Here is a 15207-nt window from a genome sequence, read left to right as displayed (position 1 = left end):
ATTACTCATTGCATGCTCTACCTTCCCATCTATTAAACCATATAATTCCACCAACTAGAAAAATGATAAGCCCAATTCCTGTTAAATTAAGTGCATTTATTAGCTGTGACTCTGCTCCTGAAGAAATTGCAGTTGATAAGGTAGTCTGAAAATAAATAGATGGAAACATTGACATCTTTACTGGCCAAGCCCAAGGAACAAACACCCAGATTTTACCCCCAAGACTTGTTCCTCCAATCAAAGCAGCCATTAAAATACCACCCATGCTTATTCCGATGGATGCTCCCATCCCCCATAAAAAACTGACCCACAAGTGAATAGATAGAATTGGAAGTGTCCCTATTACTGCAAGTAAGGATGCCATCATAAATAGAGAAATGCTACCTCCATCAGGTATTATAATATTCATTCCTACACATATTATAAGTGATGAAATAAAAGTGCTGACTGCCATACAAAAAATCAATATAAAAAATTTTCCTAAGTATAACTTAATTCGGGAAACTCCTGTATTTAAAAAACCATTGAACTCTCCAGCAAGTTCCTCCTCATGTATAATAAAGCTTGATAGAAGACTTATTCCTACTGGAATGATAATTGCTGTCCATACTATAAAATAACCTTCAAAAACAAATTTATATGTAACTTCAGACCTAATTGCCAGATAAGCAACAACACAAAGTGCAATGACTACAGGCATAAAGAATGTAAGCCAACGAATTGCTGTACGTTTTGTTTTTAGCCACTCTGATGATAATACTCCTATCATTTTACTTCCCTCCTATTAAACCAAATACCTGTAATTACTGTAATTACAACAAATATAACCACAGATAAGATAATCCCAACAGGAATCACAGATGAATCTAAAAGTGGATTTCCAGTCTCCAAAATAGCGCCATTTGGATGCACACCAGCAATAGGACACATCAGTCTCATAGCCCAACTCCACGGTACTGCAAACCATAAAGATTTTATTGCTGTAAGAACACCTATCATCATACCTACAAGTGCAATTCCCATACTTAAGAATGTTCCTTTCCATGTAGCTGCCCACAGCTGAATAGGGATAAGTGAAAGAGAAACAAGCCAACAAACAAAACCTCCAGCAATAATCTTACCAAATGGGATTGCTCCTTCTGATAAAAACAAACCAGTCATAATTGTTGAAACTATCAAAACTAGTGTTGATAGCAGAGTGTAAACTGCCATAGCCATAACCTTATCAGTCCAAAGAATCATAGGTGAAACATTATATGCACGCAAAGTGCGATAATTCCCAGCTTTTCTTTCCTGACTAGCTACCAAAGTAGCAAACAATCCCATACCAAGAGGTAAAAATACAAATGGCCACGAATTAAAAACCAAGGCTAGAAGGCTGTCCCATGACCAAGAGCTACTTTGAGATAATGGGTTTTTCATGATTGTTGATTGTGTTATCCCTGCATATAATGCAAAGAATATTGGAATAAAAACAATCAATTTCCCCATAAATGTTCTTTTGTATTTTAAAAGTTCAGATTTAAGTCCATTCATTTTACTTTCCTCCTTTTAAGATTACATCAGAGAAGAATTCCTCTAGATTTTCATTTGGGTCTGGTATACCTTGAAATAATAGCCTTCCTCCACTAATAATTCCTATTTTATCAACTACCTGAGCAACCTCTGATAATATATGACTTGAGAGAATTACTGTAATTCCCTTTTCAGGAAAAGATGCAATCAACTCACGTAGTTCTTGAATTCCAAATGGGTCAAGCCCGTTGGTTGGTTCATCTAAAATCAATAGTTCTGGATTATTCAAAAGTGCAATAGCGATTCCAAGTCGTTGTTTCATTCCCATAGAAAATTGTGAGGCTTTCTTTTTTCCAGTATTTTTTAAATCAACTGTGTCTAATACTTCATGAATTTTTTCATGTGGAATGCCTAGAAGTCTTGTGTGAACTAGTAGATTTTCCTCTGCTGTAAGGTTTCCATATAAAGCAGGTGATTCGATTAAAGAACCGATTTTTGTAAGAGACTCTCGTTGCCAAGGCTTTCCATTAAAAAAAATATGTCCTCCTGTTGGATGAAGAAGTCCAACAATCATTTTAAGTGTTGTTGACTTACCTGCACCATTTGGTCCAAGAAGTCCATATATACTATTACGTTCAATTTGAAGTGAAATATGGTTGGCTGCCATCTGCTCTCCATATCTTTTTGATAAATTTTTTGTTTCAAGAATTAAGTCTTTCATGTCTATTCATCCTTTCTTGTAATAATCTAAATTCATTTTCTATAAGAAGATTAACATGAAAAAATAACAATTTTATAACACTTATAATTTTTTTATTAAAATATACTATTTATTCATAAATGAAAAAAGTTAATCAGTACTAACAAAGAAAAAGAGCAGGATATCCTCCTACTCTTTTTTCTTTGTTAATATTATGTAATTTATATCTTACACTACTCTATTCTCAATACTTGTATTTATTCAAAAGCTTTAAACTCAAGTATATTTTCTTTAATATACTGCTTCATATTTCTTTAATATACTGCCTCATATTTCTTTAAAACACTGCTCCAAAAAGGTTAATAGTATTTCTATAGTGTTTAGACTAAAAACATATCTTTTTAATTATCTTGTTTAGTATCAGAATCAAAAGGAATCCATGCACGTCCAAACTCTTTATCTTTAAATAAATAGGATAATCCAGTTATTTGCTTTAATCTAAGAATCTCCTCAATATCCATCCCTAAGTGCTTTGATATCCATTTATCAGATTTTCCAATATCACAAAGTTCCTTTATAATATTGCTCATTAAATCCACATTATGTGAACCTCTTGCACGATTGTGACGAATAGTACTTGCCATTCTCTCATCAAGTGATTTATCAATTACTGAAACAGGAAGTACTCCACCTTCTCTATCATATATATCCTTATTTTCAAGCATTATTCGATATCTATGAAAACCATCTACAATAACATATTTGTCATTTTCTGGATTATAATAACAGACAATCGGCATTGTATATCCATCTTCTTTTATACTTTTATACAGCAACTGCATTTCTGGTGGAGCTACTGCATTTGGATTATAGTCGTTAGATTCTATCTTTTCAATTGGGACAGCGATGATTTCATATACAGGACTTTTATACTTCATAGCATCTTAACTCCTATCTTAGAAAATTTTTCATACTTTTTCTTAATGTATTCTGTTTTCATTCTTTGCTCTTTTGTAGGACCAAATCCCATAAACTTACACATATGGTCATTTTTTAAAATACAATAACACATTCTTTTCCAACTTGGTATATCTTTAGTAAATTTAATATCATCTGTGTCATCAGGTATATCTCCTAAGAATACGACTCTACTTTTTTTATCTTTTGTATGATTAGAAATTCCATTTATTTCTATATTATACCCTTTTCTTATCAACTCACATATAGCGATTTCTGGCAAACCACCACCCTTTTTATGCCAAAAGTCGATAGATGTTGAAAATTTTTTAATATAATTATTTCTTATATCTTCAGGTAGTGTATCAAGCAGAAAATAAGTGAAACTTTTCCATGTATGTCCTTCTGGCAACTTTACACTACGATACCCCATAGCTTTTGTTTTTCCATAAATAGAAGTAAAATTAGCCCCTTGTACTCTAGCAACCAATTTCACCCATACTTCTGGGTCCAATATCTTATATAAGTTTAAACTCTCTTTTGCTGAATCATTGAAAGGAGATGCTACTCTCATTTTTCTTGGAGGCAATCCAGCTTTATAGAACAAATCATAGATTTTATTGTACTCATAGTCGAATTTATAATTGGCTACCCAAACATCTTCTAGTCCCCAGTCATATAAAGGAGATGCTGTCCATACATTTTTAAACTCCTTTGTTATCCAACACTTTCCTTTATATCCATGCTGTTTATTCACAATAGCACAATAACGTTGTAAGGATTCTGAAGCTCTTGTTCCAAGTAAACAAGCAACTTTTGCACCCTTATGCTTGTTTCTCATCCACCTACCAAATTGCTTTGCCAAACTTTCCTGCTTCATCTTATACTTATAGTAGGTAAAAAGATTATTTTCTTGATTTATTACGTATTCTTTGTCTGGCATTTTTCTTACCCATAATTCTTCTTTCTCATCATCCCATGGATACCAAAACATTTCATGATTACCTACAGCTGTTCTCGTAGCCATTGGCAGACATACCCAATATGGTTCAATATCTTCAAGATTGTCTTCAAACATTTTTTCAACATATTCTGTTGTCATACTATATTGAGCCTCAAAATCTTGATGAAATACTCCTATTTTGGATTTTATATTATATTTTCTTTTATAATCCAAAACTAAATTCAATAATAGACCACTATCTTTTCCTCCACTGAAAGATACATAGATATAATCAAATTCACTGAAAACATAAGAAAGTCTGTCTTGAAAAGCTTCAAATACACTGGATTCCAAATATCTTTTATCCATTTGTAATCTCCCCTTTCAAATAGAAGTTCATGAAAGCTTATAACATAATATTATATATGCACTTTTAGTAGTAATCAGCATAAATTATGAATCCTCTAAGTGCATAAATCCAAAAAAATAAATATAATTATAATATAAATCAATTTTTCTATTATAAACTATATTTTACCATTATTTTACATAATTTTCCAACAGCATAATTATCATTATTTCTTCAGTATTTAGCTCAATATTTTGTATTTTACATATGTTTTAAAATCAAATTTTTATTTTCCAAGTTTATAATTTTTTAGATTATATATTTCTTTTATATATTTCTTAGGTAAATTTTAAAAATGTCTTTGCTTTTTTTATTGTTTTATAAGAAAAATAATATAAACATATATAATATTTAAAATAATATAGACATGTATAATGTTTAAATATACTATTAACTTATAAGATAGTAATTTTATACATCAATAATTTTTATAAAAATCAACTATTTTTAGTTAAATTGGGTAATAAAAAATAAAAGGATGGTGATTTGATTGAAACTTAATAAAGGTGTCAAATTTACAATAGGATTGCTTATTGATATAGGAATCAGCTTAGTTTTAGGTCTTAACCCCCTATTAACAACTTTATTTGCTCTACTATATATAACACTTTATATTCCAGATATTTGTAATATCATAAAAAAATAAATATTCATCTGAAATAGACTATATAGAAAAAGCTCCCTACTTAAAAGACTATTCTAGCTTAAATTCAATTGATTTTTATGTAGTACCACATTTCCAAAATTGAGAATTTGGAAAAGCTGTAGAAAAAATAGTAAATGCGTATTCTAAAACTTTAGAATTAAAAGCTATTAATGATAATCAAGCAATATTAATTGAAAACGACAGTGTTAGAATTTTAAAATAATTTAATATAAATAGCACCAGAAAATTATAAACACTACATTGTCATATCTCTGGTGTTTTTCTATGCAATAAGTTTTAAAATAGCCCTCGATGAAATCAACATTGACTTTGAAAATACAGACTACCCACCTGGGGAAAAAGAAACCTTCCGTGTTGGTGAAGAAATCAATGAAAAAATAAAACAGTTACTAAAGACTAGTATCTTATCAGGAGAACTTAGAGAAGATATTGAAATTATGCCTACTATATTTTCACTGTGGGGAATGTTATCTGGCATTATACAGACAGCACCAAATAAAGAAGCTTATATCAAACAAGAAGTAAAACTTTCTAAACAGGAATTTCTTAAACACGGATTTGATATGCTTTATCGCTCTATTCCCAAATAGATAAGATAAATCTACAAATATACAACTATACAATTTCTTATAATAGACATTATTACTTTATATATTTGAATATATCTGAAATTAAATTAAAACAAAAGATATTCAAAACAATTACCAAATACAATTACAAACAAACAGTGGAAAATATGACCTTTAAAAAAGTAAATATCTCTGACATTGCTGATGGAACCTGTGTTGGAGAATGTAATATAAATATCATATCTGCTAAAGTAGAAGTCACTGTAAAGAGTGGTAAAATTTCAAACATTAATCTTTTGGAACATAAAAATGAACGAGGAAAAAAAGCAGAAAAAGTTATTGATAAAGTACTTAACAAGCAAAAAGTAGATGTAGATGCTGTATCAGGTGCAACAAATTCAAGTAAAGTTATAAAAAAAGCAATAGAAAATGCATTCATAAAAGGATAACTATACTTAACAAATTTCTATAAGAGTAAAAATATTGTTTTTGAATATCTGTACCAATTTGTGGTATAATAAAAGCAAGAAGAACTACAATCTATTTCGTCGTAGAGTGAAGTTCATAATTAAATGAAGCTATTTGAACTTATGGAACTTGATTTTAAAATCAAATTCCCAGCCACTTTTACTCTTGCCACGAGTTGAGTGGCTTTTTACTTTCGTAAATACTTTACAAATTAAGTAAAATATTAAACTAGCAACAACGCCAGCTATTACATTAAGTAAAAAGTTATTCATACTTCCCACCTCCTTTCATTAGGAAGTAGGTTTTATCCTAGTATGAACTCCACTCTTAAATTATAGGTTACATCTTCTTGCTATAAATATTATAACATATACTTTCCCATATTTTACCTGTGTTTTTATTCTAATAACTCCCTTTTCTTTTCAGCATTATATCTACCTACTATCATCAAATATTGTTTAAAAATTAGATTTAATATAATAAAATCAACTATAAACAAGAATAAGTTTGTTTCTCTAAGCAATGTAATGCTTATAGGAATGTGTTACAAATAAAACTCTCAATAATTGAGCCTTGAGTAGTTATAAAATAATATTTTTCATAAAATAAGCCAATTAATTGATATAAATTATCATTTTCTGTTGAAAATTACATTCATGCGTGCTATACTTAATTGCATAAATGGTAATAAATGTCATATGATTTTACAATTCTATTAATAACAATTATTATTAACTTTTTAATTTTCGAAATAAATATCAAGAATTTTCTAAAATACATGATAATTCTTTAAAATATAAGAGAATTATTAAAATGTAAAAGAATTATATAGACTATATAAAAAACACATAAAACTATACAAAAATATATAGGATTATACAAAAGCGTATAGGACTCTCGAAACATAATAGAACTATATAATACTACTTTTGTAAAATCGCGCTCTATTTTTAACATTTATTACTTTATACATAAGATATATAAATAAAATTTAACTTAATGAAAGGATATGATAAAATGAATATTTTAAAAATGAAAAAAACAGGGATATTTTTAGGAGGAGTACTTTTAGGTACTGTAGGTGTCAAAATACTTTCAAGTGATTGTGTAAAAAAGTCTTGTACTAAAGCAACTGCTGGAGCGTTGAAAGTTAAGGATTCTGTTCTTGAAACAACTACTAAAATCCAAGAAAATATGGAAGATATTTTAGCTGAGGCAAAAGAAATCAATGAACTAGAAGAATTATCTTCATCTAAAACAAAAAATGTACAGGAAGATACTAAAGTTGTACAAGAAACTATTAAAGATGAAAATGTACAAACTGTAGAAAAAAATACTGATTCTGATAGCATTAAATGTGAAGACATCAAGGAAAATACTACTGTAGAAAAAAATAGTACTTGCACAGCAGAATAAATTTAACGATTATTATGGTTAATAATATCAGGTGTTATGATTAATAATATCAAGTATTATGATTAATAGTATCAGGAGGAAGTAAATTGAATCTTTATATAAAGCATGAAATCAGAGGTCGTATACGTTTTGATTTACAACTTGGTAAATTGAATAACAAACAGGCAGATACTCTACTATATTATTTGACTTCTATAAATGGTGTTACCAAAGCAAAGGTTTATGATAGAACTGGTGACGCTGTTATTTATTACACAGGTGAAAGAGACTATATAATAAAAGAAATCACTAAGTTCAGTTTCAACAATAGCGAAATAGAAAAACTAGTCCCTGAACACACTGGTAGAGAGTTAAATAATTACTACAGAGATAAATTAGTAAATAAGCTATTTATAAAGAGTGTATCTAAGATATTTTTCCCAAAATATTTAAGATTTTTTTTTATAGGACTTCACTCTATAAAATATTTCAAAAAAGGTATATCTTCTTTACTAAATAAAAAGATAGAAATTTCTGTTTTGGATGCAACTGCAATAGGTATCTCCATTTTTAGGAAAGACATAAATACAGCTGGGTCAGTGATGTTTCTTCTTGGTATAGGCGAATTACTAGAAGAATGGACTAGAAAAAAATCTATAGATGATTTAGCTCAAAGCATGTCATTAAATATTGAAAAAGTATGGTTAAAAAAGGATGATAATGAAATTTTAGTCCCAATTTCAGAAATAAAAGAAAACGATTTAGTTAGTGTAAATATGGGAAATATGATTCCATTAGATGGAATTATTGAATCTGGTGAAGCAATGATTAATCAGGCCTCTCTTACAGGTGAATCTCTTGCAGTTAATAAAAAAGAAGGCTCTTACATCTATGCTGGAACTGTAATAGAACAAGGTAATATTGTAATGTGTGTCAAAGAAAAAGCTGGTACTACAAGATTTCAAAAAATTGTAACTATGATTGAAGAATCTGAGAAACTTAAGTCTTCTGTAGAAGGAAAATTTGAACATCTAGCAGATACCTTGGTTCCATATAGTTTTTTAGGAACGCTATTTACTTATGCAGTTACTAGAAATCCTATAAAAGCACTTTCTATTTTGATGGTAGATTTTTCTTGTGCATTAAAGCTATCTATTCCTATTTCTGTATTATCAGCTATGAGAGAATGTAACAATTATAATATTGCTGTAAAAGGTGGGAAATTCCTTGAAAATGTTGCCTATGCAGATACTATTGTATTTGATAAAACAGGCACATTGACAAAAGCTCAACCAACAGTTGCAGATATAATTACCTTCCAAGATTATAATAAAAAAGATATGTTAAGACTAGCTGCTTGTCTAGAGGAACATTTCCCACATTCTATAGCTAATGCAGTAGTTCATGAAGCTGAAAAACAAGGTCTCAGTCATAAGGAAATGCATACAGAAGTAGAATATATTATTGCACATGGTATTTCAACAAAAGTCGATAATAAAAAGGTTATAATAGGTAGTAAACACTTCGTATTTGAAGATGAAAAATGTATTATACCAGATGGCGAGGAGTATAAATATAATAATCTTTCAGACGAATATTCTCACCTATTTATGGCAATATCAGGAAAATTATCAGCTGTTATTTGTATTAATGACCCTTTACGAAAAGAAGCTAAAGATGTAATTTCAAACTTAAGAGAATATGGACTCAAAAAAATTGTAATGATGACTGGTGATAGTGAAAAAACAGCTAGGTCTATAGCTAGTAAAATTGGAGTGGATGAGTATTATTCAGAAGTTCTACCAGAAGACAAAGCCAATTTTATTAAAGATGAAAAACTAAAAGGTCGTAAAGTTATTATGATTGGAGACGGAATCAATGATTCCCCTGCTATATCTGAGTCAGATGTTGGAATTGCAATGAGTGAAGGTGCTGAAATAGCAAGAGAAATTTCAGATATTACTATATCAGCAGATAATTTAAATAATTTAATTACTTTAAAACAGATTAGCAATAAACTTATGAAAAGAATTGGTTTAAGTTCTAAGTTTATTATTGCTTTCAACTTAGGTTTGATTTTTCTTGGTGTAGGTGGATTTATTAGACCAAGTACATCCGCGTTTTTGCATAATGCTTCTACTGTTGGAATAAGTTTAAACAGTATGACAAATTTATTAGATAAACCTAATACTTATAACTACAATTAAACCCCCTTGTATAACACATTTATACATAAAAAATTTATAATTCATATTAAAAAAAGCACTTTTAAACAATTAAACAGTAATATTTAAAAGTGCTTTTTTGACTAAATTTCCATAATATTTCTACTTAACTACTAAAAACACCCTTCCTTAAACCTCACTTAAAACCGCTATATTTCAATTAATCTCTGTTCATAGCATTTTAGTTCATTTTGTTTTAGATAGTTAAATTCAGACTCTACATAGATACCACAACCAATAAACTCAACTGTCAGATTTGGTATATTCTCTTTCAGTATACTCATCTGCTCATATATAATTTTTTCCCACAAATCAGCCTGTAATATAGAGAAATACTTCATAATTTCTCCATTGTTATCCATATCCTTTTTAATTTCAGACCAGTTTTTTAACAAAACGCCTCTTTTATCAATGTATCCAAGTTTTTTAAAGCTCTCTATACTCTGATTCCATGCATCTTTGCTACTCTTCTCAAAATATGACTCTAGCTTTTTATTCTGCTCACTTGTCAATAGGTCATAAGAAAGCTTCTTATTAAAATGTGCTTTCAAAGAAAGCTTAGCCATAGAATATGGGCTTCTACCAGAGTTTAATCCCGCATTTTTAAACTTTTCTATTCCTTTATCTTCTATTGAAGACCATATAGAGTTTACTGAATCTGAATCATCATCTTTTTTATATTTAACATCCAAGCCATGTGTAATATCGATATAATTTTGTGGAAATACATATTGATAGTGCATATCTTTGTTATCATCATATAGAGAAAAATATCCTTTATCATATAAATGCATATGTACATTTATTTTTAAACTATCATCTAAAATATTTCGTCTAAGATTAGGTATATTTGCATAAATAGTCACATATTTCATTGCATCATAGTTTTGATTTAGTGGAATTTCAAAGCTAATTTCTTCTCCTGTCAAAAGCTTTTTCACTTCTTCTTCATTACAATCATATAAAGAAAATGTATTTTCAAATCCCACACGTGATTTTCCTGCTAAACTTCCTGCTAATGGTATTTTCAAAATATGATTATCTGTCTTTTGCCATTGATAAGTATCTTGAACTAAAAACTCTTTAATTTGTCTATTCTGTTCCTTTGCCTGCTTTAGCACCTCATCTTCATTTTCTGTTATCCCTACATGACATCTATTTAAGATATTTACTATATTGCTTCCAAATGGAAATGTCCATAATTGAAAAGCTGCTGCCTCCAATTGGCACAAATATCTAATCTGATTCAATTCAATTTGATGAATAAGCTTTTTCTGATACTCATTCATCTGGTTACCACTGTCTGACATTTGATAAATCAGTTCTCCCATTGCAAGATTATCTTTTTTCTTGTCAATCTTATCAGTAATAATAATCTGAGCATCCATCATATCCTGTACTTTTTTGAAAATCCCAGAAATATCCTCTGAATTTTCCATTTTCAAGATTTCAAACTTCTTAATTAATTCAGTTAGGACATCTTTCATTTTTAGTCTGCTTATTTCATTTTCAAAAATATCCTGATTTTTAACTGTAGTATCAAATCCGTCTACAAATGGTATAATAGATTCTTTCAATGTTTTATTTTTGAACTCTTCCATCTGAATATTTAAATTATCTAGTTTTTTAATATTATCCTCTTTTGACTTAATCGCATCTTTAACTACTTTTATTTTATCTTCAAAGCTAGCTTTTACATTTAGACAATTATTAACACTACTAATTGCTGTATTAATAAAAGAACAACTTGCACTACCAATGCTTAATACATTTTTAATAGTTGCTGTTTTTTGCTGTCTTTTAATAGATGCTTTACACTTCTCTAGTGCAACCAATTTATCTTTTTGTTGTTTATTACTATAATTTGCTTCCAACATACCCATTTCTTTTTTCTGAATGCTTGTGTATATTTTTTCATATTCGCCTTCATCCAAGCCATTTTTTGCTACTGCAATGTCATTTTCTTTCCCTTGGTAGTCATTATTATCTAAGGACTTAGTCATAATCTCTTTAATTTTATTAAAATTATCTCTCTTTCCATCATCAACACCGACTAATTTATTTGTCATTGCTCCTAAAGCATTCTTTCTATCTTCATTTAACTGAGTTCCAAGGACAAAACTCATACCTTCAGAATCTATTTTGAAATCTGAAAAATTAACCATTCTGTTAGTCCATTGATACTCTTCTTCCTTAGCTGAAAGATTTTCTTTTAAAGATTTTGCACTATCAAAAGCTCCTAAGCACGCTTGACCAATACCACTTAATGATGATAGTAAACTCAACGCACTCTGTATTCCAGAAAGAATTAGTTGTATTTTCATCTGTTCTTGAAGTTTTTCCTTCTTTTCTTCTAGTTTCTTTATATCTTCTTTTTCATCTTCTTTTATCTTTAGAATTTCTTGAATCAAAAGATTCATTTTTGCTCCAACAGAAAGCATTTTATTTTCAAGCTCTTTTTTCAAAACTTCTATCTGTTGATTTCCTGAGTTAATTTGAGTTAGAACACTTTCCTTATAGGTATTGAAATATGATTCTTTTAATTCATCTTTCTTTCCTTGTTCCAATTCTTTTAAAGTCTTCTCTAGATAATCTGTCAGAGTTCGAATATCTGTAACACGATTTCCTCCAATTTCATCTTCCTCTATCATCTGCATGTAAAATGCTGCCTTCTGTTCTAATGCAAATAAAATCATACTCCATTCACTAAAACTCTGATTTTCTTTTACAAAAGCTTCTATTCTATTAGACTGCATCAATTTATTTATAAGGTAGTCATAAATCTCTTTTGCTTCTTGGTAAAACGCTTTCTTAATATGCATATCATCTAAAGAAATTACTTCTTTATTTTTCTTATCAAATTTATAATACTTCTGAAGAATTTCTCTATTTAACTGCATTTCCACTTTCTCAACTGCATTAAAAATCTCATAAATATGCGAAATTTCTAAAATATCAGCTTCTAAAATTCCTACTGCACATAAAAGTTTAAGATTTCTATATCCTTTACTTCCAGAAAAACCAAATCTTTCAAAGAATTGATAGAAAAATGTATCCATTGATAGAGAATACTCTTGCTTTAACAATTCGTTTTCTACTAATGACTTTCCAGGATTTCCTTCTTTTCCCTGTGCTCCATCTAGACCTGAGTCTGCAAGCTTTTTAATTGTCCAGTCCTTGTGTTTTGTATAAAGATCATCTAATGCCTTTCCATCATCTGCTGTTTCCTCACTATCTGAACCACTCCCTATCACATATCTATCAAAATAGTAATAGTTTATGTCACTATAACCCGTTTTACCAGAAATTCCTGTATACATTCTTGCTTCTTCAAAAATTCCGCGGATTCCTCCAAGACCCCCAGCTCCACCTTTTCCTCCAGAACCGCCTTTTCCAGCTAAGCCATGTCTTCCGTCTATTTGGCTTATAGAACTTTTTAGAACTGTTGCTTCTCCAAGGAGATAAATCTGTCCAGCCTTACTTCCAAGACCAGCATTTCCACCATCTCCACCTGTTCCTCCAGTATTTCCTTGTTTTCCTTTTTCTGCTTCTATTATATAGTATTTTGCACCTTTTTCCTCAGCAAACTCTTTTTTCTCTGGTTTAGAGCCTAGTTTTGCATTTGCTCCAGCTACTCCAGATGCTCCTGTTTCTCCTACTTTTCCATCTTGACCATTTCCACCTTGTCCACCGTCAGCATAAAGCTTAAGTTCGCCTTCTTTTTGTATATGTTTAAAAGATATTAAAATATCGCCTGAGGTTCCTGCATTATTTCCGACTCTTCCATTCATTCCGTTATAAATAGAACTTTCTCCATCCAATTTTTTTGCGTCATTTCCAGAAACATTAATTGAATAAGAACCTTTTGGTATACATAATCTTTCAACTAATAGAACTATATTTTTACCTGAGAAAACATCCTTCTTCATATCACAATCTATTTTTAGCTCACACTCTCCATACATATATATAGATGATAATTCATTAAGTTTATAGCCAGATATTATTTTAGTTAAATCTGATAAATTCACTTTAGGTACAGGAATATATATAGAAAGCACTTTATCTTTTTCATATGATTTTATATATGTACAATTTTGGATTTTTTCTCTTCTGTATTCTGCATCTAGAAGCTTCTCAGCTTCTTCTTGTTCCAATTCCTTCTCTGCTATCCAGTATTTAATACATTTTAATGTATCTTCCAGTGTTGTATTTAATAATGACTTTAATAATTCACTTAGACCGACAATATTAGTTTCTTTGCAGTAACTATTTAGCTCTAGAACAAGGTGTATTTTTTCTAATATATTTACTTTTTGCACTCCATCACCATAGAAAAGCCCTTGTACAAACTCCATAAGTTCTTCAATACTATTTGTTTTACATAAACTCTGATACATTTGTTCCAACTGAGATTTTTTTTCTTTTAGATTTTCTATAGAAGATAAAATGGAAATAGAATCTTCTAATGCCTTTTTTACACTTTCTATATAAGGAGCTAGAAGTTTTTCTAGTTCTTTATATGTTGTGTCAACAGCTTTTTGTATCTCTATTTTACAAGAAGCAGTAAGCATTAATCCCATATCAGTTTTCTTGAAAGTAGTTGGAAGTTTTTCTAATTCTCTCAATAGATTTTCTGGCTTTGTGTCTAGTGGATTACACAATTCTATAGAAACATTATCTGCTAGTACCACATTTAACAGATATACCAGTTCCTTATAACCTTCATAATATTTTTCTTGGCTATCTAGGTCTTCTTTTACTTTTTTCAGTATATTTCTAACTTTCTCTTTTGTCACGTTACCACTAAGTGGCTTAGGTATTTTATTGATAAGAAAGAAAAAATTTTCCTTATACTGTGTATATTCATTAAACATATCTTTTAAGTTTTTAGCTGTATCAATCAACAGTGTATGTCTAGAGTCCAGTAAAGACTGGTAGTCTAAAATGACTACTATACCTTTTACTTTTAAAGATGCAGATATAGTTTCTCTTACAAGCATTGCTCCTGCAATCATATACTCTGCTCCACGATTATCAAAAAATCCAGGACAATCGCATAAAGAAAATGCTTTATTTTCAATATCTACAACTTCTGGGCATAAAGTCTTAGAATATACACCATTACCAATATCAACTGCTGAATCTTTAGCTGTGATGTACACTTGTCCAGTTTCCGCATCTGTTTTTTCTTCCATATCACAACCTTTTAAATAGTTGATACAAGTGCTTTTTCCAACCCCTGAAGCACCCAGGAATAACAAAATCGATTTTTCTTTTAAATTGTATCTTTCCAGTTCATTCCTTCCATTTTCCAAAAGATTTATGATTCCATTATACAATTCATTTGACATATATC

General features: G+C 29.7%; 11 protein-coding genes. 4 read left to right on the top strand and 7 right to left on the bottom strand.

The annotated features are described in order from the left end of the window. Window position 1: 1 nt before the first annotated feature. The 5 genes from IC175_RS08050 to IC175_RS08030 form a co-directional block, all read right to left on the bottom strand. Window positions 2-769, bottom strand: coding sequence for a lantibiotic immunity ABC transporter MutG family permease subunit (locus tag IC175_RS08050; RefSeq protein ID WP_227483069.1), 768 nt, complete (start codon window positions 767-769; stop codon window positions 2-4). After that, the gene (locus IC175_RS08045) at window positions 766-1536 is read right to left on the bottom strand and encodes a lantibiotic immunity ABC transporter MutE/EpiE family permease subunit (RefSeq protein ID WP_227845500.1); all 771 of its coding nucleotides are present in this window, start codon (window positions 1534-1536) and stop codon (window positions 766-768) included. The genes IC175_RS08050 and IC175_RS08045 overlap by 4 nt, the downstream gene beginning before the upstream one ends. A gap of 1 nt (window position 1537) precedes the next feature. Then, window positions 1538-2236, bottom strand: coding sequence for a lantibiotic protection ABC transporter ATP-binding protein (locus IC175_RS08040; protein ID WP_227433574.1), 699 nt, complete (start codon window positions 2234-2236; stop codon window positions 1538-1540). Window positions 2237-2616: 380 nt separating this feature from the next. Then, the gene (locus IC175_RS08035) at window positions 2617-3153 is read right to left on the bottom strand and encodes an IbrB-like domain-containing protein (protein ID WP_227433575.1); all 537 of its coding nucleotides are present in this window, start codon (window positions 3151-3153) and stop codon (window positions 2617-2619) included. After that, window positions 3150-4484 carry a phosphoadenosine phosphosulfate reductase gene (locus tag IC175_RS08030; protein WP_227433576.1) on the bottom strand — a complete coding sequence of 445 codons (1335 nt, stop codon included), beginning with the start codon at window positions 4482-4484 and terminating at the stop codon, window positions 3150-3152. Before IC175_RS08030 ends, IC175_RS08035 begins: the two co-directional genes overlap by 4 nt. Window positions 4485-5445: 961 nt before the next feature. Between IC175_RS08030 and IC175_RS08025 the strand changes: the two genes are divergently transcribed. Further along, a complete protein-coding gene (locus tag IC175_RS08025) occupies window positions 5446-5781 on the top strand; it encodes a hypothetical protein (protein ID WP_227824643.1) in 336 nt (111 codons plus the stop codon). A 146-nt stretch (window positions 5782-5927) separates the two neighbouring features. Beyond that, window positions 5928-6209: an FMN-binding protein gene (locus tag IC175_RS08020; protein ID WP_227845498.1), complete on the top strand. Its 282-nt coding sequence runs from the start codon at window positions 5928-5930 to the stop codon at window positions 6207-6209. A 129-nt stretch (window positions 6210-6338) separates the two neighbouring features. Here the strand turns inward: IC175_RS08020 and IC175_RS08015 are convergent, their stop codons facing one another. Next, entirely contained in the window at window positions 6339-6500 is a 162-nt protein-coding gene (locus tag IC175_RS08015; RefSeq protein WP_227433577.1) for a type I toxin-antitoxin system toxin, read from the bottom strand. Window positions 6501-7245: 745 nt separating this feature from the next. Here IC175_RS08015 and IC175_RS08010 point away from each other — a divergent pair. Both IC175_RS08010 and IC175_RS08005 read left to right on the top strand, forming a co-directional pair. Beyond that, the gene (locus IC175_RS08010; protein ID WP_227433578.1) at window positions 7246-7644 is read left to right on the top strand and encodes a DUF6110 family protein; all 399 of its coding nucleotides are present in this window, start codon (window positions 7246-7248) and stop codon (window positions 7642-7644) included. Between the two features lie 86 nt (window positions 7645-7730). Continuing rightward, on the top strand, window positions 7731-9830 hold the full coding sequence (locus IC175_RS08005; RefSeq protein WP_227433579.1) for a heavy metal translocating P-type ATPase: 2100 nt from the start codon (window positions 7731-7733) through the stop codon (window positions 9828-9830). Window positions 9831-9997: 167 nt separating this feature from the next. Here IC175_RS08005 and IC175_RS08000 read toward each other — a convergent pair whose 3' ends face one another. After that, a complete protein-coding gene (locus tag IC175_RS08000) occupies window positions 9998-15202 on the bottom strand; it encodes a GTPase (RefSeq protein WP_227851403.1) in 5205 nt (1734 codons plus the stop codon). Between the last annotated feature and the right edge of the window lie 5 nt (window positions 15203-15207).

The sequence above is a fragment of the Clostridioides sp. ES-S-0123-01 genome (assembly GCF_020658415.1).
Lineage (GTDB): Bacteria > Bacillota > Clostridia > Peptostreptococcales > Peptostreptococcaceae > Clostridioides.
This window is presented reverse-complemented; position numbering and strand designations above follow the sequence as displayed.

Bases quoted from the DNA above. Each gene is read 5' to 3' on its own strand.
- IC175_RS08050 (WP_227483069.1), bottom strand. From the start codon at position 769: ATGATAGGAGTATTATCATCAGAGTGGCTAAAAACAAAACGTACAGCA.
- IC175_RS08045 (WP_227845500.1), bottom strand. From the start codon at position 1,536: ATGAATGGACTTAAATCTGAACTTTTAAAATACAAAAGAACATTTATG.
- IC175_RS08040 (WP_227433574.1), bottom strand. From the start codon at position 2,236: ATGAAAGACTTAATTCTTGAAACAAAAAATTTATCAAAAAGATATGGA.
- IC175_RS08035 (WP_227433575.1), bottom strand. From the start codon at position 3,153: ATGAAGTATAAAAGTCCTGTATATGAAATCATCGCTGTCCCAATTGAA.
- IC175_RS08030 (WP_227433576.1), bottom strand. From the start codon at position 4,484: ATGGATAAAAGATATTTGGAATCCAGTGTATTTGAAGCTTTTCAAGAC.
- IC175_RS08020 (WP_227845498.1), top strand. From the start codon at position 5,928: ATGACCTTTAAAAAAGTAAATATCTCTGACATTGCTGATGGAACCTGT.
- IC175_RS08015 (WP_227433577.1), bottom strand. From the start codon at position 6,500: ATGAATAACTTTTTACTTAATGTAATAGCTGGCGTTGTTGCTAGTTTA.
- IC175_RS08010 (WP_227433578.1), top strand. From the start codon at position 7,246: ATGAATATTTTAAAAATGAAAAAAACAGGGATATTTTTAGGAGGAGTA.
- IC175_RS08000 (WP_227851403.1), bottom strand. From the start codon at position 15,202: ATGTCAAATGAATTGTATAATGGAATCATAAATCTTTTGGAAAATGGA.